Origin of the sequence: Aquitalea pelogenes (assembly GCF_001515305.1) — a bacterium.
Taxonomy (GTDB): domain Bacteria; phylum Pseudomonadota; class Gammaproteobacteria; order Burkholderiales; family Chromobacteriaceae; genus Aquitalea; species Aquitalea pelogenes.
Genome location: NZ_LNQV01000015.1, coordinates 1 through 22,421, shown reverse-complemented (window position 1 = coordinate 22,421; position 22,421 = coordinate 1). Strand labels below are relative to the sequence as shown.

At 62.0% G+C, this 22,421-nt stretch carries 19 protein-coding genes and 2 pseudogenes; 15 read left to right on the top strand and 6 right to left on the bottom strand.

What is annotated here, in order from left to right; all coding sequences use genetic code 11:
- Positions 1 to 279 precede the first annotated feature (279 nt).
- Positions 280 to 1,692, top strand: a complete 1,413-nt coding sequence (locus AWT75_RS08360; RefSeq protein ID WP_045848249.1) for an LLM class flavin-dependent oxidoreductase — start codon at positions 280 to 282, stop codon at positions 1,690 to 1,692.
- A gap of 112 nt (positions 1,693 to 1,804) precedes the next feature.
- Here AWT75_RS08360 and AWT75_RS08355 read toward each other — a convergent pair whose 3' ends face one another.
- The 3 genes from AWT75_RS08355 to AWT75_RS08345 all read right to left on the bottom strand — a co-directional run bounded on the left by AWT75_RS08355 (position 1,805) and on the right by AWT75_RS08345 (position 5,254).
- Complete coding sequence (locus AWT75_RS08355; RefSeq protein WP_062788830.1) at positions 1,805 to 3,037, bottom strand: acyl-CoA dehydrogenase family protein; 1,233 nt, start codon at positions 3,035 to 3,037, stop codon at positions 1,805 to 1,807.
- 59 nt (positions 3,038 to 3,096) lie between these two features.
- Complete coding sequence (locus AWT75_RS08350) at positions 3,097 to 4,353, bottom strand: SfnB family sulfur acquisition oxidoreductase (RefSeq protein ID WP_062788827.1); 1,257 nt, start codon at positions 4,351 to 4,353, stop codon at positions 3,097 to 3,099.
- A gap of 172 nt (positions 4,354 to 4,525) precedes the next feature.
- On the bottom strand, positions 4,526 to 5,254 hold the full coding sequence (locus AWT75_RS08345) for a GntR family transcriptional regulator (protein WP_062788823.1): 729 nt from the start codon (positions 5,252 to 5,254) through the stop codon (positions 4,526 to 4,528).
- A 185-nt stretch (positions 5,255 to 5,439) separates the two neighbouring features.
- Here AWT75_RS08345 and ssuD point away from each other — a divergent pair.
- The 13 genes and pseudogenes from ssuD (at position 5,440) to AWT75_RS08280 (ending at position 18,986) form a co-directional block, all read left to right on the top strand.
- Positions 5,440 to 6,617, top strand: a pseudogene (ssuD, locus tag AWT75_RS08340) (FMNH2-dependent alkanesulfonate monooxygenase).
- Positions 6,618 to 6,633: 16 nt separating this feature from the next.
- Positions 6,634 to 7,455 carry an amidohydrolase family protein gene (locus AWT75_RS08335; RefSeq protein WP_204376906.1) on the top strand — a complete coding sequence of 274 codons (822 nt, stop codon included), beginning with the start codon at positions 6,634 to 6,636 and terminating at the stop codon, positions 7,453 to 7,455.
- Between the two features lie 49 nt (positions 7,456 to 7,504).
- Positions 7,505 to 8,467 carry a sulfonate ABC transporter substrate-binding protein gene (locus AWT75_RS08330; RefSeq protein ID WP_062788821.1) on the top strand — a complete coding sequence of 321 codons (963 nt, stop codon included), beginning with the start codon at positions 7,505 to 7,507 and terminating at the stop codon, positions 8,465 to 8,467.
- A 302-nt stretch (positions 8,468 to 8,769) separates the two neighbouring features.
- Positions 8,770 to 9,360, top strand: a complete 591-nt coding sequence (gene msuE / locus AWT75_RS08325) for an FMN reductase (protein ID WP_062788818.1) — start codon at positions 8,770 to 8,772, stop codon at positions 9,358 to 9,360.
- A 54-nt stretch (positions 9,361 to 9,414) separates the two neighbouring features.
- On the top strand, positions 9,415 to 10,518 hold the full coding sequence (gene sfnG / locus AWT75_RS08320) for a dimethylsulfone monooxygenase SfnG (RefSeq protein ID WP_062788816.1): 1,104 nt from the start codon (positions 9,415 to 9,417) through the stop codon (positions 10,516 to 10,518).
- 14 nt (positions 10,519 to 10,532) lie between these two features.
- Positions 10,533 to 11,708, top strand: coding sequence for an AMP-binding protein (locus tag AWT75_RS08315; RefSeq protein ID WP_062788814.1), 1,176 nt, complete (start codon positions 10,533 to 10,535; stop codon positions 11,706 to 11,708).
- Positions 11,709 to 11,730: 22 nt separating this feature from the next.
- Positions 11,731 to 12,513, top strand: coding sequence for an ABC transporter ATP-binding protein (locus AWT75_RS08310; protein WP_045848240.1), 783 nt, complete (start codon positions 11,731 to 11,733; stop codon positions 12,511 to 12,513).
- Between the two features lie 108 nt (positions 12,514 to 12,621).
- The gene (locus AWT75_RS08305) at positions 12,622 to 13,491 is read left to right on the top strand and encodes a branched-chain amino acid ABC transporter permease (protein ID WP_239689515.1); all 870 of its coding nucleotides are present in this window, start codon (positions 12,622 to 12,624) and stop codon (positions 13,489 to 13,491) included.
- Between the two features lie 119 nt (positions 13,492 to 13,610).
- Entirely contained in the window at positions 13,611 to 14,678 is a 1,068-nt protein-coding gene (locus tag AWT75_RS08300; RefSeq protein WP_045848238.1) for a branched-chain amino acid ABC transporter permease, read from the top strand.
- 62 nt (positions 14,679 to 14,740) lie between these two features.
- A complete protein-coding gene (locus AWT75_RS08295; protein WP_045848237.1) occupies positions 14,741 to 16,075 on the top strand; it encodes an ABC transporter substrate-binding protein in 1,335 nt (444 codons plus the stop codon).
- An 83-nt stretch (positions 16,076 to 16,158) separates the two neighbouring features.
- On the top strand, positions 16,159 to 16,914 hold the full coding sequence (locus AWT75_RS08290; protein ID WP_045848236.1) for an ABC transporter ATP-binding protein: 756 nt from the start codon (positions 16,159 to 16,161) through the stop codon (positions 16,912 to 16,914).
- Positions 16,915 to 17,148: 234 nt separating this feature from the next.
- The gene (locus tag AWT75_RS08285) at positions 17,149 to 18,210 is read left to right on the top strand and encodes an isopenicillin N synthase family dioxygenase (RefSeq protein WP_062788881.1); all 1,062 of its coding nucleotides are present in this window, start codon (positions 17,149 to 17,151) and stop codon (positions 18,208 to 18,210) included.
- Complete coding sequence (locus AWT75_RS08280; protein WP_062788810.1) at positions 18,207 to 18,986, top strand: MetQ/NlpA family ABC transporter substrate-binding protein; 780 nt, start codon at positions 18,207 to 18,209, stop codon at positions 18,984 to 18,986. The genes AWT75_RS08285 and AWT75_RS08280 overlap by 4 nt, the downstream gene beginning before the upstream one ends.
- 239 nt (positions 18,987 to 19,225) lie before the next feature.
- Here AWT75_RS08280 and AWT75_RS08275 read toward each other — a convergent pair whose 3' ends face one another.
- The 3 genes and pseudogenes from AWT75_RS08275 to AWT75_RS08265 all read right to left on the bottom strand — a co-directional run bounded on the left by AWT75_RS08275 (position 19,226) and on the right by AWT75_RS08265 (position 21,703).
- Entirely contained in the window at positions 19,226 to 19,990 is a 765-nt protein-coding gene (locus tag AWT75_RS08275) for an amino acid ABC transporter ATP-binding protein (RefSeq protein WP_045848233.1), read from the bottom strand.
- Positions 19,987 to 20,665 (bottom strand): annotated as a pseudogene (locus tag AWT75_RS08270) (amino acid ABC transporter permease). Before AWT75_RS08270 ends, AWT75_RS08275 begins: the two are co-directional and overlap by 4 nt.
- A 279-nt stretch (positions 20,666 to 20,944) precedes the next feature.
- On the bottom strand, positions 20,945 to 21,703 hold the full coding sequence (locus tag AWT75_RS08265) for an amino acid ABC transporter substrate-binding protein (protein WP_239689514.1): 759 nt from the start codon (positions 21,701 to 21,703) through the stop codon (positions 20,945 to 20,947).
- A gap of 420 nt (positions 21,704 to 22,123) precedes the next feature.
- Between AWT75_RS08265 and AWT75_RS08260 the strand changes: the two genes are divergently transcribed.
- Positions 22,124 to 22,421, top strand: a 298-nt coding sequence (locus AWT75_RS08260) for an NAD(P)/FAD-dependent oxidoreductase (RefSeq protein WP_204376905.1), incomplete at its 3' end; no start/stop codon positions are given.

The following is a 22,421-nucleotide window of genomic DNA, read 5'->3' as shown; positions in this document are numbered from 1 at the left end:
GCTGCCTGCTGCCATTGCCGCATGCGCTGCTGCCAGCGTGCTGGCAGGGCAGCAGCTGCTTGTTGGCACTTGCATGGCAGTTAAAGTAAAACCTGAATAAAGAATGGCAAGTCACTTTAATTTGAATGATTAGTCCATTGAAAATAAAGAGATAAATATAAAAATGAAATCATGATGAAAAGTGGATTGCTTAGCGGAAATGCTGATGAATAGTGCTGCTTGCGGGTATGGAAATTGCACTGTCATCCCGGTAATCATTCAACCATGACAGGAACTGCAATGAGCAAGACCATCCGCTTCAACGCTTTTGAAATGAACTGCGTGGCCCACCAGTCGCCCGGCCTGTGGACCCACCCGCGTGACCGCTCCTGGCAATACAAGGACCTGGAATACTGGACCGACCTGGGGCGCATTCTGGAGCGTGGCTTTTTTGATGCCGTGTTCATTGCCGATGTGATTGGCTACTACGACGTGTATCAGGGCAGCAACTATCACGCCATCCGCGAAGGGGCCCAGTTGCCGGTCAACGACCCGCTACAACTTGCCGCACCGATTGCGCTGGCCACCAAGCATCTGGGCATTGGCGTTACCGCATCCACCTCTTTCGAACACCCATACCCCTTTGCCCGGCGTCTGAGCACGCTGGACCACCACACCAAGGGCCGGGTGGGCTGGAATATTGTCACTTCCTATCTGGAAAGCGGTGCCAAGAACATCAGCCAGGGTGGCTTGCGCCAGCACGATAACCGTTACGACGTGGCGGACGAATATATCGAAGTCATCTACAAGCTGCTGGAAGGCAGCTGGGAAGAGGGTGCCGTGGTGCGCGACCGCGAGCGCGGCATTTTCGCCCACCCGGAAAAAGTGCATGAAATCGGTCACAAGGGCAAATACTTCGAGGTGCCGGGTTATCACCTGAGCGAACCCTCGCCACAGCGCACGCCGGTGCTGTTCCAGGCTGGCGCATCCGGCCGCGGCAAGGCCTTTGCCGCCCAGCATGCCGAGTGCGTGTTCGTGGCTGCGCCCACCAAGGACATCCTGCGCCGCTATGTGGACGATGTACGCAGCCAGGCTGCCGCTGCCGGGCGCGACCCGCAGCAGATCAAGATATTCAACCTGGTCACGGTGATCGTGGACGAAACCGATGCCAAGGCCCAGGCCAAGTTTGCCGAATACCAGCGCTATGCCTCCTACGATGGCTCGCTGGTGTTCATGTCCGGCTGGACAGGCATCGACTTCGGCCAGTACGCACCCACCGAGCTGGTGCGCCATGTCGACACCAACGCCATCATCTCGGCGGTGGAGCATCTGTCCAACGGTAGCAAGGCGTGGACCATCGACGAACTGGCCCGCTTTGGCGGCATTGGCGGGCTGGGGCCGGTGTTTGTCGGCTCGGCCGCCACCGTGGCCGACATCCTGCAGGACTGGGTGGAAGCCACCGATACCGACGGTTTCAATCTGGCCTATGCCGTTGCCCATGAAACCTTCGAGGACGTGGTGGAGTACCTGGTGCCGGAATTGCAGCGCCGTGGCGTGTACCAGACGGAATACCGTCCTGGCACCCTGCGCGAAAAACTGTTTGGTGCCGGCCCGCTATTGCCAGCCAACCACCCGGCCGCGCAGTACCGCGACATCGAAGCCTGGAAGCAAAAGCACGCGCAGGCTGCCGCGGCAGATTTGCAACCGGCCTGAGTTCCGGAAGCTGCCAGTCAAAGCCGCGCCGCATGGCGCGGTTTTCTATTACTGGCACCCATACAAAAGGCCCGCAGTTGCGGGCCTTTTGAGTTTGTCAGGACTGCTGTGCTCAGGCTTTGCCGCGGCCAATCTGCCAGACATAAGGCGGTTCGGTGCCGTTGATGGCCCAGTCACCGGCAATGCGCGCCTTGTAGATCAGCGGATTGTGCGATGCCACGGTGCGGGCATTGCGCCAGTGGCGGTCCAGCAGCAGTTCGGCGCGGGCCGACGATGCGCCCAGCGCATTGAACAGCTGGGTGGATGCACGCAATACCAGTTCGGATACCACGATCTGCGCCTTGCCCGATTCCAGCTCGGCGTCGATATTGGCCTGGCGTTCGCGCGCGGCATCGTTGCCAAAGCGGGCTTCATAAGCGCGCTGGGCCGGGTGGGCGGCGCGGATGGCGGTGGCTTCGGCGGCATAGGCCAGGGCGGAGATTTCACCCACCACCTGCTGGATCTGCGCATCCTGACTCACGCTACTGGCATTGCCGGTGCTGAACACGCGCTTTCTGTCGCGCACGTGCTGCGCCACATCGCGTTCCACCGCCTTGCCGATGCCGGCCAGCACCGCCAGCAATACCAGCTGGTAGAAGGCGGTCTGGTATTTGAAGCGGCTGGCAAAGTCGATCAGGTTTTCCGGTTCCACCGTCACGTTTTCAAATACGGAAGTGCCACTGCCGGTGGTGCGCTGGCCAAAGCCGTCCCAGTCGTCGCTTTGCGTCACGCCGGGGTCGCTGGTGCGGATGGCGGCAATCACGTCCTGGTTGGTGCCATCCACTTGGGCGTAGACGTCGATCCAGTCGGCAAAAATGCTGCCGGTGCTGTAGAACTTGCGGCCATTGAGCAGCAGTTTGTCGCCCTGGCGGCTGACGCGGGTAATTACGTCGCCTACGGCGACCTCGCCGATTTCGGTCCAGGCATTGCCGACAATTTCGCCGGCAACAAAGCGCTTGAACCAGACTTCGCGTTCCGGGCTTGCCGGGGCATTCAGGCGGTCTTCGACAAAAGCAAAATGGCCACGCAGCGCTTGCGGCAGGTTGGAGTCGGCGGTGGCCAGTTCCACCAGCAGCTGGAACAGCTGTGGCAACGAGGCACCGGCCCCGCCATATTGCTTGGGCACGCGCACCGCGCCAAAACCGGCCTGTTTCAGCCAGTTGATCGGCTCATACGGCAGCTTGCGCTCGCGTTCACGTTGCAGGGCGGTCTGGGCGATTTCGGCAAAGATGGGGCGAAAGCGCTGGGCCAGGGTTTCGTAGTCGGTGCCGGTGGACAGGTCGTCCGGCAGGGTGTGTTGGCTCATGGTTGTTTCCTGTTTGGCGATTTGGCGAATACCGGCAGTGCTGCACTGCCGGGTAGAGGTCAATTCCACGGATGGCGCGGCGGCGCAATGTGGTTCAGGTAGTAGTTGCCGATGTGGAAGTATTTCCAGCGCACCGGGTCGTGCAGGGTGTGCACGCGGGCATTGCGCCAGTGGCGGTCCAGGTTGTGGGCAATCAGGGTGGCGCGGGTGCCGGCAAGTTCGAACAGCTTGTTGCTGGCCTCGATGGCAATTTCGGTGGTCAGCACCTTGGCCTCGGCAGTGGCCACGGTGGCCAGTGCCACGCTGCTTTCATCCGGCTGGGCCAGGGCGGCGTCGATCAGGCGACCTGCCTTTTCCAGCAGGGCTTCGGCAGCATGCAGGCGGATTTCCAAGAGGCCGATGGCGGAAACGGTAAACGGGTCGTCGGCGGCTTTGTCCTTGCCGCTGTCCAGCCATGGGCGGCTTTGCGAGCGGATGAACTCGATGGTGTCGGCCAGCGCGGCGCGGGCAATGCCGCCGTCAATGGCAGCCTGGATGATCTGCGAGACCGGCCCGGCTACGGTGGGGGTGTCGAAGGCGGCAATCGGCAGCACGCGGCTGGCCGGTACGCGTACCTGTTCGATCTTCACGCCGCCGGAGGCGGTGGTGCGCTGGCCAAAGCTGGACCAGTTGTTGATCACGCTCAGCCCCGGGGTGTCGCGGTCGGCAAATACCAGTGCGCCCAGGCCGTCTTCACCCACCGCCACGATGGGCACGATGTGGGCCAGCAGTGCGCCGGTGGTGTAGAACTTCTCGCCATTCACCACGGCGGTATCACCGTCGATGGAATAGCGGGTTTCAAACGCGGCCACCGTCTTGCTGTTGAGTTCGGAGAAGGCATTGCCAAAGCGGTAGCCCTGCAATACCAGGCCAAACAGTTCCTGCTTTTGCGTCTCGCTGCCATCCAGTGCGATATGCAGGTTGATGGCCAGATGGTTCTGGGTGATCTGGGCGATGCTGGAGTCGGCTTCGGCGATGATCTTGATCACCTCGGCCAGCGTGGCGTAGGACACGCCAGCGCCGCCATAGGCCTTGGGTACGTTGATGCCCCACAGCCCGCTTTGCGAGTAGGCGTCCACCTCGGCCAGCGGCAGCAGGCCTTCGCGGTCGCGCAGGGCGGCATCGTGGGCAAAACGGATGGCCAGCTGACGCGCTACGGCGATGGCTTCGGCATCATCGCGAATGATGTGCGCCGGGGTAGCGGGGCGCGGGCGGGCGGCGAAAGGCTCGGGAGAGTTGACACGTACGGCCTCGTGGCCGGCCAGGGAGGTAGTCATCGCACATTCCTTGTGTAAGTCCGGATACCCGGGGATGTCACAGGAATGGCAATAAGCGTGCCTGACAAAATGCGTGGTTTTGCGCTGTAAAACACGGCTTTTTGCTGTAAATCAGCACAAGTGTGCTGGCTGGCTGCTGCCAGCGCAGCAGGGGGCGCTGATGGCCGCGGGCTTAATTGCGCTCCACGCGCAACTGGTAGCGGAAGCGGTCGGCACGGTAGCGGATGAAGTCCAGCTCCAGCCCGGCGCCATCGGCACCACGGGTCATGCGTTGCAGCGCCAGCAAGGGCGCGCCGGTGCTGACGTCCAGCAGTGCTGCCTCTTCTGCGCTGGCCAGCGTGGCTTCTATGCTGAGGTCGGCATGGCCCAGCGGCAGGCCGTAGTCGTTTTCCAGAATGTGAAACACATCACGGCTGGCCAGGTCTTCGCGCGCCAGCCGCAGCCCCAGTTCCTGGGTGAAGTAACTGATGTCCAGCGACACCGGCAGATTGTCCAGATAGCGCAGGCGGCGCAGTTCCACCATGGGTGTACCTACGGCCACGCCAAAGGCCAGGGCCACGGTTTCGCTGGCGGGCAGGGTTTGCAGGTTCAGCACCCGGTTGCAGGCGGCGTAGCCCTGGCTGTGCATGGCCTCGGCAAAGCCTTGCAGCCGGGTAAGGGTCTGGGCGGGTTTGCTCTTGGCTACATAGCAGCCCTTGCCGGCAATGCGGAAGATCATGCCTTCCTGTTCCAGTGCGCCCAGGGCGTGGCGCACGGTAATGCGGCTGACGCCAAAGCTTTCCATCAGCTGTTTTTCCGATGGCAGTTTGTCGTGCTGGCCGTAATGGCCGCTGAGAATCTGGCTGCGCAGGCTTTCGCGGATGCGGGCATGCAGGGCCTGGGGCGTGGCTAATGTGGTCATGGGCGGGCAGGGCTTGATTGGATTGCGCCGAGTATAAGCCCAAACGCCGGGCAAGCTGTCATGACAGGTTATGACTTAAATTGATTTGCTTTGCTGTTTTCCTTGGTTCGTGCAGTGCAGGGCGCTGACTAGAATCGGCCCATCACCTTCATGCCACAGCCGCCAGTCCGGTGCGCTGCGGCGTCATGCAATCTGCCAGCAAAGGAAGCAGCATGAGTCTCGACATCTTCTGGTTTCTGCCGACCTCCGGCGATACCCGTTATCTGGGCCAGTCCGGCTCAGGCCGCGCCGTCAGCAACGAATACCTGCGGCAGATTGCCGTGGCGGCGGACAACCTGGGTTACGACGGCATTCTCATTCCCACTGGCAGCGGTTGCCTGGACCCGTGGGTAACGGCCTCCAGCCTGGTGCCGGTCACCAGCCGCCTGAAACTGCTGGTGGCACTGCGCACCGCACTGACCAAGCCCACCGCCGCCGCGCGCATGGCCGCCACGCTGGACCAGGCCAGCAATGGCCGTCTGCTGCTCAATGTGGTGGCCGGGGGCGATTCGGCCGAACTGGCTGCTGACGGCATTTTCCTCGATCACGACCAGCGTTACGAAGAAGCCAGCGAATTCCTGCATATCTGGAAGCGCCTGCTGGCCGGCGAAACCGTCAGCTACGCCGGTAAATACCACAAGGTGGAAAACGCGCAGAACTTCTTCGAGCCGGTACAGAAACCGGCACCGCCCTTGTATTTTGGTGGCTCGTCCAATGCCGCGCAGACCTGGCGGCCGAGCATGTGGAAGCCTACCTCACCTGGGGCGAGCCCCCGGCAGCCGTGGCCGAAAAAATTGCCGATGTACGCGCCCGCGCCTCCAGACTGGGCCGCACCGTGCGTTTTGGCGTGCGCCTGCATGTGATTGTGCGCGAAACCACCGAGCAAGCCTGGGCGGCGGCCAATGCGCTGATCAGCCATCTGGATGACGAAGTGATTGCCAAGGTGCAGCAGCGTTTTGCTGCCATGGATTCCGAAGGCCAGCGCCGCATGGCTGCGCTGCACGGTGGCAAGCGTGACCAGCTGGAAGTCAGCCCCAATCTGTGGGCCGGTGTCGGTCTGGTGCGTGGCGGTGCCGGTACCGCGCTGGTGGGCGATGCGCAAACCGTGGCCGCGCGGCTGAAGGAATATGCCGACCTGGGCGTGGACAGCTTTGTCCTCTCCGGCTACCCGCATTTGGAAGAAGCCTACCGCTTTGCCGAACTGGTGTTCCCGCTGTTGCCGGGCAAGCGCTGGGTGTATGGCGACGACCGCGTGCAGACCGGCGGCCCGTTTGATGCCAGCACCGTGGTGCAGAAAACCGTGGCTGAAACGGAGGCAGCATGAAGGTGATCGACATGCGTTGCAGGCCTGCCTTCCTGCACGATTTTTTTGTGCCTCGCCCGGCACCCAGGCTTACGAAGCCGCGCGCTGGCTCAACCGCCGCGTGGGCTCGCGTGACGACCAGCACTTTGTCTCCTCGCTTACCCAGCAGGGTTTTCTGGATGAAGTGGAAAACGCCGGCCTCAGCCACGCAGTGGTGGTGGGGCGGCATACGCCGGGCCAGCACCTGCCCAACGACACCATTCATCAGATCGTGCATGGCCACGACAGCCTGCTGGGCATTGCCGGGGTGGACCCGGCCTTGCAGGGCGAGCAGGCGGCGGTGGCCGAGGCCGAGCGTGCCATCAAGGATCTGGGCCTGGCCGGTATTGATATCGAACCGGGCTTTGGCGTGCCGGCGCGCCAGCCGGACGATGCGGTGTACTACCCCATCTATGAAACCTGCGCTGCACTGGGCGTGCCGGTGTTTTTGATGTCCGGCCCCACCACACCGGACCCGCGCTTTAACGACCCGGCTGGCGTGGCGCGGGTGGCGGCGGATTTCCCGCACTTGCCCATTGTCTGCTACCACGGCTACTGGCCGCGGGTGGCCGAGATTGTCGGCATCGCCTTCCGTCACGAAAACGTGCTGGTGGTGCCGGACATGTACCAGTTCCTGCCCGGCAGCCAGCTGTATATCGAGGCGGCCAACGGCTTCATGGCCGACCAGCTGCTGTTTGGTTCGTCCTATCCCTTCCGCCCCATCGGCCAGTCGATAGACGACCTGCACGGCCTGGGCCTGCGGCCCCATGTGCTGGACAAGGTGCTGTACGGCAATGCCGCCCGCCTGTTCGGCCTGTAGATCGGCTGACAAAAACTGAAGCTCATACTGCAAACAACAAGGAATCGTGATGCAACATTTCAACCCCACCCGTCGTCGTGTACTGGGTCTGCTGGCTGCTGCCGGCCTTGCGCTGTCTTCGCTGTCGGCCACCGCGCTGGCTGCAGGCAGCGACACACTGAATATCGGTTATCAGAAATACGGCACGCTGGTGCTGCTCAAGGCGCAGGGCACGCTGGAAAAACGCCTGGCCCCGCTGGGCGTCAAGGTGAAATGGGCGGAATTCCCCGGCGGCCCGCAACTCCTGGAAGCGCTGAACGTGGGCAGTGTGGACTTGGGCACCACCGGTGAAACCCCGCCCATCTTTGCCCAGGCTGCGGGTGCCGACCTGTTGTATCTGGCCAATGAACCGGCCGCACCGGAAGGCGAGGCCATTGTGGTGGGCAAGGATTCGCCCATCCGCAGTGTGAAAGACCTCAAGGGCAAGCGGGTGGCGCTGAACAAGGGCTCCAACGTGCATTACCTGCTGGTGCGCGCACTGGAAAAAGCCGGGCTGAAATACGAGGACATCACCCCGGTATTCCTCAACCCGGCCGATGGCCGCGCCGCCTTCCAGCAGGGCAGTGTGGATGCCTGGGTGATCTGGGACCCTTTCCTGGCGGCTGCCGAGAAGCAACTGAATGCCCGCCAGCTGGCGGACGGCAAGAGCATCGTCAACAACACCCAGTTCTACCTGGCACGCAAGCCTTATGTGGCCAGCAATCCCAAAGTCATCAAGGTGGTGCTGGAAGAACTGCAACGGCTGGATGCCTGGGGCAAGAACAATATCCCGGAAGTAGCCGCCGAGCTGTCCGGGCAGATCGGCCTGGACAAGGACATCGTGCAGGTGGCTGCCAAACGCTCTGGCTATGGCGTGAAACTGCTGGATGGCAAGGTGGTGGCCGAGCAGCAGCGTATTGCCGACACCTTCTTCAAGCTGAAGCTGATTCCCAAGCCGCTGGTGGTGAAGGATATCGTGTGGGACGGCAAATAAGCTGAAGCCAGACCGGTCCGGCAACCGTCCTGTTCATGAAAAGCACACCCTTTGGGGTGTGCTTTTTTTGTATTGGAAGCGGGCTGTTTTGTCCTGGGATTGATGCTTGTTGCATATCAGTAATCCGGCTTTGTTTTGCATGGTTTGGCCGCTGCTGCCCAGGCAGCAGCCGGTCAGCATGCTGGTGCGGCAGCAGCAGTTTCTAGATAAGTCTATTTTAGTGCAAGTCATTGAAATATAAGGAATATAAAGCTGGCACGCTTGCTGCTATGTATCAGGTGAACCCTGATGATGGAGCAAGCATGAGCCACTCTTTTAATGTTGTTGCCGTATCCGGCAGTCTGCAGCGCCCCTCGCGTACCCTGGCGCTGGTGCAGGCCTTGCTGGCCGAATTGTCCGGCCACCTGCCGGTTGAAGCCCGTGTGATCGAACTGGGCGATCTGGCCCCGCACTACGGCGGCGTCACCCGTCCGGCGGATTTGCCGGAATCCGTGCGCGAAGCCATTCAGGCGGTGGAGCAGGCCGATTTACTGATTGTCGCCAGCCCGGTTTACCGCGCCAGCTACACCGGCCTGTTCAAGCACTTCTTTGACTTCGTACATCACGAAGCCCTGTTCGACCTGCCGGTACTGCTGGCTGCAACCGGTGGCAGCGAGCGCCATGCGCTGGTGATCGAACATCAGTTGCGCCCCTTGTTCAGCTTCTTCCAGGCGCAAACCCTGCCGCTTGGGGTATACGCCGCCGAAGCCGACTTCAGCGACTACCAGGTCAGCGATAGCGCCTTGCAGGCACGCATCCGCCTGGCGGTAGAGCGCGCCTTGCCGCTGATCAGCCACCGCCAGCCGGTGATTGCCAGCGCGCAGTCCGCCAGCACGACATCTTCCCTGGCCTGAATCAACACTGCATTGCCCTCTTGACCATTACCTGCATCTACACGGAGAAATCACATGAGCCAAGCACAAAACGCCATCAAGTTTGCCTACTGGGTACCCAATGTCAGCGGTGGCCTGGTGGTCAGCAAGATCGAACAGCGCACCAGCTGGGACATCGACTACAACCGCAAGCTGGCGCAAATCGCCGAGAAGGCCGGCTTTGAATACGCGCTGTCGCAAATCCGCTTTACCGCCGGTTATGGCGCGGAATACCAGCACGAGTCGGTTTCCTTCAGCCATGCGCTGTTGGCCGCCACCGAAAAACTGCGCGTGATTGCCGCCATTCTGCCCGGCCCGTGGACCCCGGCGGTGCTGGCCAAGCAGATTGCCACCATCGACCACCTCACCGGCGGCCGCGTGGCAGTCAATATCGTGTCCGGCTGGTTCCAGGGCGAATTCACCGCCATTGGCGAACCGTGGCTGGAGCATGACGAACGCTATCGCCGTTCGGAAGAATTCATCCGCGTGCTCAAGGGCATCTGGACCCAGGACAACTTCAGCTTCAAGGGCGACTTCTACCGCTTCAGCGACTACACCCTGAAGCCGAAACCGCTGCAGCAGCCGCACCCGGAAATCTTCCAGGGTGGCAGCTCCCGTGCCGCGCGTGACATGGCTTCGCGTGTGTCCGACTGGTACTTCACCAACGGCAATACCGTGGAAGGCATCAAGGCGCAGGTGGATGACATCCGCGCCAAGGCGGCAGTCAACGGCCATCAGGTCAAGATTGGCGTCAACGCCTTCATCATCGCCCGCGATACCGAAGAAGAAGCCCGCGCCGTGCTGGCTGAAATCATCGAGAAGGCCGACCCGGAAGCCGTCAACGCCTTTGGCGATGCGGTGAAGCAGGCCGGTCAGGCCAGCCCGGAGGGAGAGGGCAACTGGGCCAAGTCCACTTTTGAAGACCTGGTGCAATACAACGACGGCTTCAAGACCAATCTGATCGGCACTCCGCAGCAGATTGCCGAGCGCATCGTCGCCCTGAAGGCTGTGGGTGTGGACCTGGTGCTGGGCGGCTTCCTGCACTTCCAGGAAGAAGTGGCCTACTTTGGCGAAAAAGTGCTGCCGCTGGTGCGTGAGCTGGAAGCACGCGCCAAACAGCACGAAGCCGTGGCCGCCTGACAGGAGCAAGGGTGATGAAGCGACATCAGGAAGCACCGCTGCCCGGCAGCGCCAGCCTGCCAGCCTGGCTGGCATGGCAGGCCGACCAACAGCCGCAGGCCATTGCCTTGCGCCACAAGCGGCTGGGCATCTGGCAGCAATGGCGCTGGGCCGAGCTGCAGCAGCAAGTGGCCGCTTTGGCTGCCGGTCTGGCTGCGCAAGGCTTTGCGGCCGGGCACAGCCTGGTGTTGCTCAGTCACCCGCGCCCCGAAGTGCTGTTGCTCAGCCTGGCGGCGCAGTGGCTGGGCGGGGAGGCGGTGGCGCTGGACCCGCAACAGCCGGCGCGCGACTTGCAGGCCATCTTGCTGCATTTACAGCCGCGCTGGTTGCTGGTGGAGGATGCCGAGGCCCTGCACAGCCTGCCGCGTGACCTGCCTGCCCCCGCGCTATTGCTCTACGCCGAAGGGCGTGGCTTGCAGCAGCGGGTAGGGCCCGGCTGGCTGTCGGTTGCGCAGTTGCAGCAAGCCGGCGTGGCCTTGCCTGCGCCCGCGCTGCTTGCCAGCAACAAGGCGGTGGCTTTTCGCTTCTGGCGCGTGGATGGCCGGGGCGAGCTGCAACAGCAGCCCTTGCAGCATGGCCATTTGCTGCAGGCGGGCAGCCAGCTGTTACAGGCCGAAGGCCTGACTGCCAATGAGGACGCACTCGCCTCGCGTGCCTTTGCCAGTTCCGCCCAGGTGCGCTACCTGCTGGCGCCGTGGCTGCAAGCCGGTTTCCGGCTGAATTTTCCGGAAAACCTGGCCACCCGCGACAACGACCGCCGCGAACTGGGCCCCACCCTGGTGGCCGGTACGCGCGAAACCTATAGCCGGCTGGAACAACTGGCGCGCAGCCGCCTGCCACCTACTGGCAGCTGGCAACGCGCGCTGGTGGACCGGGTGCTGCAACCGGATGCCGGGCGCTTCTGGCGCTGGGCAGGGCATTACAGCGTGATTCGTCCGCTGCGCGATGTGCTGGGCTTCAGCCGCACGCGGGTGCCGTTGCTGCTGGGTGCGCCGCTGGCGGAAAACACCCGCCACTTCTTTGCCGTGCTGGGGGTGGAGGTGCGCAACTGGCCGGATAGCGGTGAATGGCAGCAAAGAGCGCTGCAGCCAGAGCCGGAAGGCAGCACGCAGCAATGGCGGCCTTCCGCTACGCCTCCGCTGCAAGCCTGAATCAAGAAATGGAAACAATACTATGTCCGAGACCGTAGCGCCCTTGCTGAGCCTGTCGCACATCTCCCTGAGCTTCAAGGGTGTCAAGGCGGTGACCGACATCGGCTTTGACGTGGCCGAAGGGGAAATCTGCGCGCTGATCGGCCCCAATGGCGCGGGCAAGAGCTCCTTGCTCAATGTCATCAACGGGGTGTACCAGCCGCAGCAAGGGGAAATCCGTTTTGCCGGTCGCGCCCGCCGCGCCATGCAACCGCACGAGGCTGCGGTGGCAGGCATTGCCCGCACCTTCCAGAACATTGCCTTGTTCAAGGGCATGAGCGTGCTGGACAACATCCTCACCGGCCGCAACCTGGCCAGCCGCAGCAGCTGGCTGGAGCAGGCCTTCCGTGTAGGCCGTGCGGTGGCCGATGAAGAAGCCCAGCGCGCAGTGGCCGAGGAGGTGATTGCCTTCCTGCGTCTGCAAGCCTGGCGGCACACCCCGGTGGGCCAGCTGCCTTATGGCCTGCAAAAGCGGGTGGAGCTGGGGCGGGCGCTCGCGGCCCGGCCACGCCTGCTGTTGCTGGATGAACCCATGGCCGGGATGAACCGCGAGGAAAAGCGCGAGATGAGCCAGTTCATCCGCGAGGTCAACCAGGTGTTCGGCACCACCATCGTGCTGATCGAGCACGACATCGGCGTGGTGATGGAACTGTCCGACCACGTGGTAGTGCTGGACTACGGCCGCAAGATCGGCGATGGCGAGCCCGAAGCCGTGCGTGCGCTGCCGGAGGTGATTGCCGCTTATCTGGGCCAGCAGCGCCACTGATACCTGTTTTCTGATCCGTATCCACCTTGTTCCCGCCGGTATTCCCGCGCGGGGCGGGGACCTGTTGCGCCGGCGTTCCGGCAAGGGGGCTGTCTGATGTCGTTTTTCATGGAAGTACTGCTCGGCGGCTTGCTGGCCGGGGTGATGTACTCGCTGGTGGCCATCGGCTTCGTGCTGATCTACAAGGCCAGCGGGGTGTTCAATTTTGCCCAGGGTTCGATGGTGCTGTTTGCCGCGCTCACCTTTGTCAGCCTGCTGGAGCGTGGCCTGCCGTTCTGGCTGTCTTTTGTCATCAGCCTATTGTCCATGCTGCTGCTGGCGCTGTTGCTGGAGCGGCTGGTGCTGCGCCATCTGGTGAACCGGCCGCCCATCACCCTGTTCATGGCCACGCTGGGCCTGAGCTATGTGGTGGAAGGCGTGGCCCAGGCGCTGTGGGGCGCACAGGTGCACGGGCTGGACCTGGGCATCGAGGACACGCCGCTGGAGCTGGGCGGCCTGATGCTGTCGCGCTTCGACCTGTTTGCCGCCGGCAGCGCCGGACTCTTGGTGCTGCTGCTGTCCTTGCTGTTCAACAAGACCCGCATCGGCCTGTCGCTGCGCGCCGTGGCTGACGACCAGCTGGCCGCGCTGGCAGTGGGCATCCGCCTGCAACGCATGTGGGTGCTGGTATGGGCGGTGGCCGGGCTGGTGGGGCTGGTGGCCGGACTGTTGTGGGGCGCGCGGCTGGGCGTGCAGTTTTCCCTGTCGCTGATCGTGCTCAAGGCCTTGCCGGTATTGATTATCGGCGGCTTCACCTCGATAGGCGGTGCCATTGTCGGCGGGCTGATTGTGGGCGCCAGCGAAAAACTGGCGGAAGTGTATCTGGGGCCACTGCTCAGTGGCGGCATTGAAAACTGGTTTCCCTATGTGCTGGCGCTGCTGTTCCTGCTGCTGCGTCCGGCGGGCTTGTTTGGCGAACGCGCCATCGAACGGGTGTAAGACCCGCGAACAAAACCCCCGTGCCTGTGTTGCCGTACTGCTTGAACTGTCTGCGTCGGCGCGCATTGGCTCGGGTTCTCTACGAGGTTTTGTTAGCAGTTCTAAAAAGGAGAGTAGGCATGTTTTATCAGGAATCCGGGCAATTCAGCACCCGCTACCGGCAGGATGGCCGCGCACTGCGGCTATGGCAGCAGCGTGCCGCGCTGTGGGCCTTGCTGCTGCTGGCCTTCGGCCTGTTGCCCTTTATTGGCAATGACTACTGGTTCAGCGCCATTCTGATTCCGTTTCTGGTGTTGTCGCTGGCCGGGCTGGGGCTGAACCTGCTTACCGGCTATGCCGGCCAGCTGTCGCTGGGTTCGGCCGCCTTCATGGCAGTGGGGGCGTTTGCCAGTTACAAGCTGCAATTCCTGCTGCCGGGCCTGCCGCTCTTGCTCAGCTTTGTCGCCGGTGGCGTGGTGGCCGCGGCAGTGGGGGTGGTGTTCGGCCTGCCCAGCCTGCGCATCAAGGGCTTTTATCTGCTGGTGTCCACGCTGGCGGCACAGTTTTTTGTCGAGTGGCTGCTCACCAAGTTTGCCTGGTTCTCCAACGGTAACGAGTCCGGCGTCATCACCGCGCCGCCGCTGCTGGTGGCCGGTCACGATTTTGGCAGCCCGGCCGGGCGTTACCTGCTCACCCTGAGCGTGGTGCTGCCGCTGTTTGTGCTGGCGGCCAATCTGGTACGCAGCAGCCTGGGCCGCAACTGGATGGCAGTGCGCGACATGGATACCGCTGCTGCTGTCATCGGCATCCCCATCCTGCGCACCAAACTGCTGGCCTTTGCCATCAGCTCTTTCATCCTGGGGGTGGCTGGTTCCCTGTGGGCATTTACCTATCTGGGCACGGTGGAGCCGCATGGCTTTGATCTCAGCCGCTCGTTTCAGGTGCTGTTCATCATCATCCTGGGCGGCATGGGCAGCATTCTGGGCAATTTCCTTGGCGCGGCCTTCATCGTGCTGCTGCCCATCGTGCTGTCCATCCTGTCCGGCACCTTGCTCAGCGGGGTGCTGCCCGCCGGCCAGCTGGAGAACCTGCAAAAAATCATCTTTGGCGTGCTGATCATCCTGTTCCTGATCAAGGAACCGGACGGCCTGGCACGGCTGTGGCAAGGCTGGCGCGCCCGCGCCCGGCTGTGGCCACTGCGTTTCTGAGCGTTTTTGTCTTGTTGTTTCCGTTAGCAGTTTTGTCTACTGAACCAGGGAGTTTACCCATAATGAAAAATCATCTGCACACACTGAAAGGGGCGGTCGTACTGGCATTGGGCCTGGCGGCAGCATCGGCCACGGCACAGGCAGGCGGCGAGCAGTATTTCCCGCTGCAAAGCTACCGCGTGGGGCCGTATGCGGCTGGCGGCACCGGCTTTTTCGGCGGCTTTATTGATTACCTGCAGTACGTGAATCTCAAGGAAGGCGGCGTCAACGGCGTCAAGCTCACCTGGAGCGAGTGCGAAACCGAATACGTGGTGGAAAAAGGGGTGGAGTGCTACGAGCGCCTGAAAAAAGGCCTGAACGGCGCACCGGCTGCTGCTACCAACCCGCTGTCGGTGGGCATTGCCTATGCCACGCTGGAGCGCTCCACCGCCGACAAGCTGCCGCTGATCACCATCAACCACGGCCGTACCGACTCCACCGACGGCAGCGTGTTTCCCTATGTATTCCCGTTGCAGCTGAACCCGTATTCCGAGGTGTCGGCCATCATCAACTACATCGGCCAGAAATCCGGCGGCCTTGCCAAGCTGAAGGGCAAGAAGATTGCCGTGCTCTACCACGGCTCGCCCTATGGCAAGGAAACCAACCCCATCCTGGAGCTGCTGTCGAAGAAATACGGCTTCCAGCTGGTGTCGCTGGAAGTGCCGCATCCGGGTAACGAGCAGCAATCGCAATGGCTGACCATCCGCCAGCAAAAACCGGACTGGGTGATTCTGCGCGGCTGGGGCGTGATGAACCCGGTGGCACTGAAAACCGCCCAGAAAACCGGTTATCCGGCTGACCACATCATCGGGAATATCTGGAGCAACTCGGAAGAAGACGCCGCCCCGGCCGGTGCCGCCGCCAAGGGCTTCATCTCCATCACCACCCACCCGTCCGGCACCCAGTTCCCGGTGCTGCAAGGCATCAAGAAAACCGTGCTGGATGCCGGCAAGGGCAATCTGGCGGACGCCAAGCGCTTTGGCACGGTGTACTACAACCTGGGTGTGGTCAACGGCATCCTGAACGTGGAAGCCGTGCGCCTGGCGCAGGCCAAGTTCGGCAAGAAACCGCTGACCGGCGAGCAGGTGCGCTGGGGCTTCGAGCACCTGCACTTTGACGACAAGCGGCTGAAGGAAGTGGGCGCGCTGGGCTTGTTGCAACCCTTGCAACTGAGTTGCGCCGACCACGAAGGCGGCGGTGCGGTGCGCTTCCAGCAGTGGGACGGCCAGCAGTGGAAGGTGATTTCGCCGTGGGTACAGGCCGACCGCAAGCTGCTGCGCCCCATCATCGAGGACTCCTCGCACAAGTACGCCAAGGAAAAGGGCATCACCCCGCGCGATTGCAGCAAGGAATCGTGATGGCCTGAGCCCGTCCACGCCCGGTGCGGCTTGCTGCACCGGGTTTTTGTCACCCGGTTTTTGACGGATTGCGGAGTTGAATCATGAGCCAGCCCTTACTACAGGTGGAAGGCATTCAGGTGGTGTACAACCAGGCCATTCTGGCCGTGGGCAGTGTTTCCTTGCAGGTGGACGAGGGGCAGATCGTGGCCTTGCTGGGTGCCAATGGGGCAGGCAAGAGCAGCACCCTCAAGGCCATTGCCGGCCTGGTAGCGGCCGAGCGCGGCTGCCTGCAGCAAGGGCGCATTGTCTATGCCGGGCAGGATGTCAGCCATACTGCGCCGCATGAGCTGGTGCAGCGCGGGCTGGTGCAGGTGCTGGAAGGGCGGCATTGCTTTGCCCACCTGAGCGTGGAAGAAAACCTGCTGACCGGTGCCTTCGTGCGCAAGCCCAGCCGTGCTGCCTTGCAGCAGGACCTGGAACGCATTTACCAGTATTTCCCGCGGCTGAAAGAGCGCCGCCGCTCACAAGCGGGCTATACCTCGGGTGGCGAGCAACAGATGGTGGCCATTGGCCGCGCACTGATGGCCGCACCACGGCTGGTGTTGCTGGATGAGCCCTCCATGGGGCTGGCACCGAAAATCGTCGAGGAGATCTTCGAGATACTGCAGGCGCTGAACCGGCAGGAAGGGGTGAGCTTCCTGCTGGCCGAACAGAACGCCAACCTGGCCCTGCACTACAGCCATCAGGCCTATCTGCTGGAAAACGGCCATGTGGCATTGTCGGGTAGTTCGGCCGAGCTGGCTGCGCGTGAAGACGTACACCAGTTCTATCTGGGCGGCAGTGTCGAGGCAGCCTGAGGGCAGGCTGTCACGGTCACGGTTTGGCGCAGACAACACCGCATTGCGGCCTTGCGCCACCATTTTCCTGCTTGTCCGGGCGGCACCGGCACGCCGTTTTTCAGGCAGGTAACACCCTTGTCAGCTGCGCTGGCAGCTTGATATTCAAATCAGTTTTTCTTGGTTCGCAATACCATTGGCATGACATATCGTGAAGCTTCCCGGCACCCGGACGTGCCGCTTTACGGAGTTGTCATGCCAAGCCCTCTTGCCTTGCCTGTCATCGATTTCAGCCTGCTCGATGGCAGTCCCGAACAACGCCAGCAACTGCTGCAACAACTGCGTGGCGCAGCACGCGACCACGGTTTCTTTTATCTGGTCGGCCATGGTATCGCCGCTGACAAGGTGACGGCACTGCGCCAGGCCGCTCGCGCATTCTTTACCCTGCCGGAAGCCGACAAGCTGGCCATCGACATGGAAAACTCGCCGCATTTCCGTGGCTATACCCGTGCCGGTGAAGAACGCACCCGCGGCGCTGCCGACTGGCGCGAACAACTGGATATCGGCGCCGAGCGCCCCCCGCGGTCCGACCTCGCAGCACAGGGCCCGTGGTGGCGTCTGCAAGGCCCCAATCAATGGCCGATAGCCTTGCCGCAACTCAAGCCGGTGCTGCTGGACTGGCAGCAGGAAACCACCCGCCTTTCCATCCGCCTGTTGCGTGCCTTTGCCGAAGCCCTGCAGCAGCCGGTCGACATTTTCGACGATGCCTTTGTCGAAGCTCCGGTTGAGCATCTGAAAATCATCCGTTATCCGGGCAGCCGGCAAGGCGCAGCCGGGCAGGGCGTGGGGCCGCACAAGGACGGCGGCTTCCTCACCCTGTTGCTGCAAGACGATAGCCAGGACGGCCTGCAAGTGGAAACCGAGCAGGGCTGGATTGATGCGCCGTCATTGCCGGGCAGTTTCATCGTCAATATCGGTGAATCGCTGGAAATGGCGTCCGACGGCTATCTGCGGGCCAATGTGCATCGCGTGCTGAGCCCACCAGAAGGCAAGGACCGCTTGTCGGTGGCCTTTTTCCTCGGCCCGCGGCTGGATGCCACCATTCCGCTGCTGCAATTGCCGGCACCGCTGGCCGCCGAAGCACGCGGCCCGGAAGCCGACCCGGACAACCCGCTGTTTTACCGTATTGGTGACAATTATCTCAAAGGACGGCTGCGCTCCCATCCCAAGGTAGCCGTCCGGCACCATGCCGACCTGCTTTCCCCGCAAGCATTGCAGGCAGCTTCCCTTCCCACCTCCGCAGGAGAATATGCATGAAACGCGCAACCCTCTGGCTGGCACTGTTCGGCCTGGCCACCAGCCTCACCGCACACGCTGAAGTGCTGACCATCGGTGCCGAAGCCGTACCGCACGCCGAGATCCTGGAGCATGTAAAACCGGCGCTGGCCAAGCAAGGCATTGATCTGAAGGTCAAGGTGTTCAGCAATGGCCTGCAGGAAAACCTGGCAGTGGCTGGCAAGGAAATCGATGCCAACTACTTCCAGCACCAGCCTTTCCTGGATAGCTTCAACAAGTCCAAGGGCACCCGGCTGGTCAGCGTGGCGGCCATCCATGTGGAGCCGTTCGGCGCGTACTCGCACAAGTACCACAAGACCAGCGAGCTGCCGGACGGTGCCACCATCGCCATTCCCAACGACCCATCCAATACCGGCCGCGCCTTGCTTCTGCTGCACAAGCAGGGCCTGATCAGCCTGAAGGACCCGGCCAATATCCTGTCCGGGGCGCGTGACATCAGCAGCAACCCGCACCATTTCAAGATCAAGGAACTGGAAGCCGCCACCCTGCCACGCGTGCTGGACCAGGTGGACATTGCGCTGATCAATACCAACTACGCTCTGCAAGGCGGGCTGAAACCCAAGCGTGATGCGCTGTTCAGCGAAGGCAGCCAGTCGCCTTACGCCAATATCATCGTGTCGCGCGAGGATAACCGCAGCAGCCCGGCACTGAAAAAACTGGTGGCGGCGCTGTCCACCGACGATGTGCGCCAGTTCATCGACCAGCGTTATCAGGGTGCGGTGGTGCCGGTGTTCTGAACCCGGCGTCCTGATGCCAGCCAGGCTCTTCTCGCTTTCTGGACAGAAAGCGAGGCTCCCTTTCAGGGAAAGGGCGGGGGATAGGGAATAGACGGGAAGGCTGCGGAAGTAATAACGTAGTCGAAAGGCCCGGCTTTGCCGGGTCCAGTGCAAGCGCACCAAATCACTTGGTCAGCCGCAAGAAAGGCGTCCCCCCTCATGGCGGACGCCTTTGTCTTGTTTACCTGCGGTGCCAGGTCTTACCAGTCTTCCGGCAGGCCTTCCTTCAGCGTGGACACATAGCTGGCGGTACGCGGATTTTGCGGTTGCAAAAACAGCTGGCGGCTGCTGCCTTGCTCCACGATGCGGCCATCTTCCAGAAACACCACGGTGTCGGCCAGCGTGGCTGCCAGTCGCAGGTCGTGGGTGGCAATCAGCATGGTCATCTTGTTGGCGGCCAGTTCGCGCAGCACGGCCACCACTTCGCTGGCCAGCTCCGGGTCCAGTGCCGAGGTGGGTTCGTCACACAGCAGCAGGCCGGGGGACTGGGCCAGTGCGCGGGCGATGGCCACCCGTTGCTGCTGGCCGCCGGACAGGGTGCCGGGCCAGGCATCCGCCTTGTGCGCCATGCCCACTTGTTGCAGCAGTTCGCGGGCACGGGCCTCGGCCTGGGCGCGCGGCCATTTCTTTACCACCAGCAGGCCTTCCATCACGTTTTCCAGCGCGGTGCGGTGCGGAAACAGCTGGAAGTTCTGGAACACCATGCCGGTTTGCAGGCGCAGGCGATGAATGTCCTGACGGCCCGGCTGGGCATGGCCATGGCCAAACTGCAGGCTGGCATCGCCCAGGGTAATCTGCCCGGCGCTGGGGGTTTCCAGCAGGTTGATGCAGCGCAGCAGGGTGCTCTTGCCGCTGCCGGACGGGCCGATCAGCGCCGTCACCTGGCCGGGCGGCACATGCAGCGAAACATCCTTGAGCACATGCTGGCTGCCAAAATGCTTGTCGATATTGTGCAGTTGAATCATTTCGTCTCCTGGGCCTGGTGCAGGTGCTGGCCAAAGCGGGCTTCCAGCTTTTGCTGGCCGGCGGATAGCACGGAGCTGAACACCAGGTAGATCAGCGCGGTTTCGGTATACAGGATCAGCGGTTCATAAGTGACCGAGGCAATGCGCTGCGCGGCCTGGAAGATTTCCGGCACGGTCAGCACCGCAGCCAGCGAGGTGTCCTTGATCAGCGAAATAAAGGTATTGGCCAGGGGCGGCACGGCCACGCGGCTGGCCTGCGGCAAAATGGTGCGGCGCATGGCCTGGGCCCAGGTCAGGCCGATGGAATAGGCGGCTTCCCACTGGCCGCGCGGTACCGCCAGCAGGGCGCGCGGATGACTTCCGAAGTATAGGCCCCCACATTCAGCGAAAAGCCGATGACGGCTGCCGGCAGCGGGTCGAACACGATGCGGCCTTGGGCAGGCCGTAAAAAATCAGGAACAGCTGCACCAGCAAGGGCGTGCCGCGGATCAGCCACACATAAAAGCGGAAGCCGTCCGCCAGTGGCCTGGGGCCATACAGCCGCACCAGCGCGGTGACAAAGCCCAGTGACAGGCCAAAGGCAAAGGACAGCAGGGTAAGCGGTACGGTGAATACCAGCCCTGCATACAGCAGCGGCGGCAGTGATTCCACCATCAGTTTCAACCATTCAGGCATGTGCCGACTCCATTATTGTTATCGTGTTGTGCCAACAAAATTGCCCCGTAGAACGGGGCGGCAGATTTTGACAAAACCCTCTCGCCTTCTGAAAGGAAGGCGAGGCTCCCTTTCAGGGAAAGGGCGGGGGATAGGGAATTGACTGGAAAGCTGCGGAAGTCATGACTTGGTCGAAAGGCCCGGCTTTGCCGGGTCCAGTGAAACCGTACCTAATCACTTTGTCCGCAGCCTGCTGCCCCGCAGGACGGGGCAAGCTGGCAAGTCCGGGGCGGGATGCGCTTAGTGCGACACGTCTTCGCCAAAGTACTTGAAGGAAATTTTCTGATAGCTGCCATCGGCCTTGATGTCAGCCAGTGCCTTGTTGATGGCGGCCTGCAGCTGCGGGTTGCCCTTGCGGAAAATGATGCCGGAGAAGTCAGCGTCCTTTTCGGTGGCGGCAATGCGCAGTTTGGAGTTGGGCTGGTGCTTCTTGTAATCCAGGAAGGACAGGCTGTCGTTGATGGTGGCATCCACGCGGCCGGAAGCCAGCAGCTCCAGCGAATCGTTAAAGCCTTGTACCGGCACGACTTCTGCACCGAAGGATTGTGCCAGCTTGCCGAAGTTGCTGGTCAGGGTGTTGGCGGACTTCTTGCCCTTGAGGTCGGCAAAGGTCTTGATCGGGCTGTTGCCATTCACGATCAGCGCGGCCTTGGAGGCGATATAGGCGTTGGAGAAGTCGTACTTGGCCTTGCGGGCTTCGGTAATCGACACTTCGTTGGCCACAGCGTCGTAACGGTTGGCATCCAGGCCGGCAATCAGGCCGTCCCATTTGCCTTCGATGAATTCGGCTTTCACGCCCAGCTTGGCGGCTACGGCCTGGGCAATTTCCACATCAAAACCCACCAGCTTGCCGCTGGCATCGTGATAGGTAAACGGGGCGTAAGTGCCTTCGGTACCCACACGAATCACACCGGCGGATTTGATCTTAGCCAGGTCTTCGGCGGCGGCAAGGCCCGGCAGAATGGAGGCGAGCAGGGCGGCAATGGCAAATCGTTTCACAATGTACTCCTGGCTGTTGTTTTGTTTGTCATCCCGCCATCCGGCGGTATGGGTGGACTATAACAAGCCGGGCTTATTCTCAATAAACAAGAATTTCCTCAATGTTTATCAGAAAAGTGAATAAAGATTTGCGAACTGCATGGGTAATATCTGCCCGTTTCAGGTGTTTTATCGGGACCAGCCTGAACGCCTGGGTGTGCGATGCAAGGTGATTGAAATGGCGGTCTGCATGATGAAAGCAATTATGCGACCGTGCCATCTACATGCAGGCCGGTCGCCTTATTACCGAATCAAGGGGGCAGATAACATGAAGTCACAACCCTTTGCAGACATCCTGCGCCAACCTTTCAGCTGGGTGGAAGAAAACGACCCGCTTCCCGCCAGTGCCGATGTAGTCATCATCGTGCCGGTGTGGTGGGGGTGAGTGCAGCCCTGCATCTGGTCCGGCGTGGCCTGAAAGTGGCCTTGCTGGAAAAGGGCCTGGTGGCGGCCGAGCAATCCAGCCGCAACTGGGGCTGGGTGCGCCAGCAAGGGCGCGACCGGCGTGAGCTGCCCCTGATCGTGCACAGCCTGTCGCTATGGGACACATGGCAGCAACAGCTGGATACCGACCTGGGCTTCCGGCGCACCGGCTTGCTCAGCCTGACGCGTGACCCCGCCGTGCTGGCGCGCTGGCAACGCTGGGCGGTCAATGGCCGCGCTGCGGCATCCGGGTGGA

Coding starts and splice junctions, on each gene's coding strand:
- AWT75_RS08300 (WP_045848238.1), top strand. CDS start 13,611: ATGTTTTATCAGGAATCCGGGCAATTCAGCACCCGCTACCGGCAGGAT.
- AWT75_RS08330 (WP_062788821.1), top strand. CDS start 7,505: ATGCAACATTTCAACCCCACCCGTCGTCGTGTACTGGGTCTGCTGGCT.
- AWT75_RS08275 (WP_045848233.1), bottom strand. CDS start 19,990: ATGATTCAACTGCACAATATCGACAAGCATTTTGGCAGCCAGCATGTG.
- AWT75_RS08295 (WP_045848237.1), top strand. CDS start 14,741: ATGAAAAATCATCTGCACACACTGAAAGGGGCGGTCGTACTGGCATTG.
- AWT75_RS08305 (WP_239689515.1), top strand. CDS start 12,622: ATGGAAGTACTGCTCGGCGGCTTGCTGGCCGGGGTGATGTACTCGCTG.
- sfnG (WP_062788816.1), top strand. CDS start 9,415: ATGAGCCAAGCACAAAACGCCATCAAGTTTGCCTACTGGGTACCCAAT.
- AWT75_RS08345 (WP_062788823.1), bottom strand. CDS start 5,254: ATGACCACATTAGCCACGCCCCAGGCCCTGCATGCCCGCATCCGCGAA.
- msuE (WP_062788818.1), top strand. CDS start 8,770: ATGAGCCACTCTTTTAATGTTGTTGCCGTATCCGGCAGTCTGCAGCGC.
- AWT75_RS08315 (WP_062788814.1), top strand. CDS start 10,533: ATGAAGCGACATCAGGAAGCACCGCTGCCCGGCAGCGCCAGCCTGCCA.
- AWT75_RS08290 (WP_045848236.1), top strand. CDS start 16,159: ATGAGCCAGCCCTTACTACAGGTGGAAGGCATTCAGGTGGTGTACAAC.
- AWT75_RS08310 (WP_045848240.1), top strand. CDS start 11,731: ATGTCCGAGACCGTAGCGCCCTTGCTGAGCCTGTCGCACATCTCCCTG.
- AWT75_RS08280 (WP_062788810.1), top strand. CDS start 18,207: ATGAAACGCGCAACCCTCTGGCTGGCACTGTTCGGCCTGGCCACCAGC.
- AWT75_RS08360 (WP_045848249.1), top strand. CDS start 280: ATGAGCAAGACCATCCGCTTCAACGCTTTTGAAATGAACTGCGTGGCC.
- AWT75_RS08355 (WP_062788830.1), bottom strand. CDS start 3,037: ATGAGCCAACACACCCTGCCGGACGACCTGTCCACCGGCACCGACTAC.
- AWT75_RS08350 (WP_062788827.1), bottom strand. CDS start 4,353: ATGACTACCTCCCTGGCCGGCCACGAGGCCGTACGTGTCAACTCTCCC.
- AWT75_RS08285 (WP_062788881.1), top strand. CDS start 17,149: ATGCCAAGCCCTCTTGCCTTGCCTGTCATCGATTTCAGCCTGCTCGAT.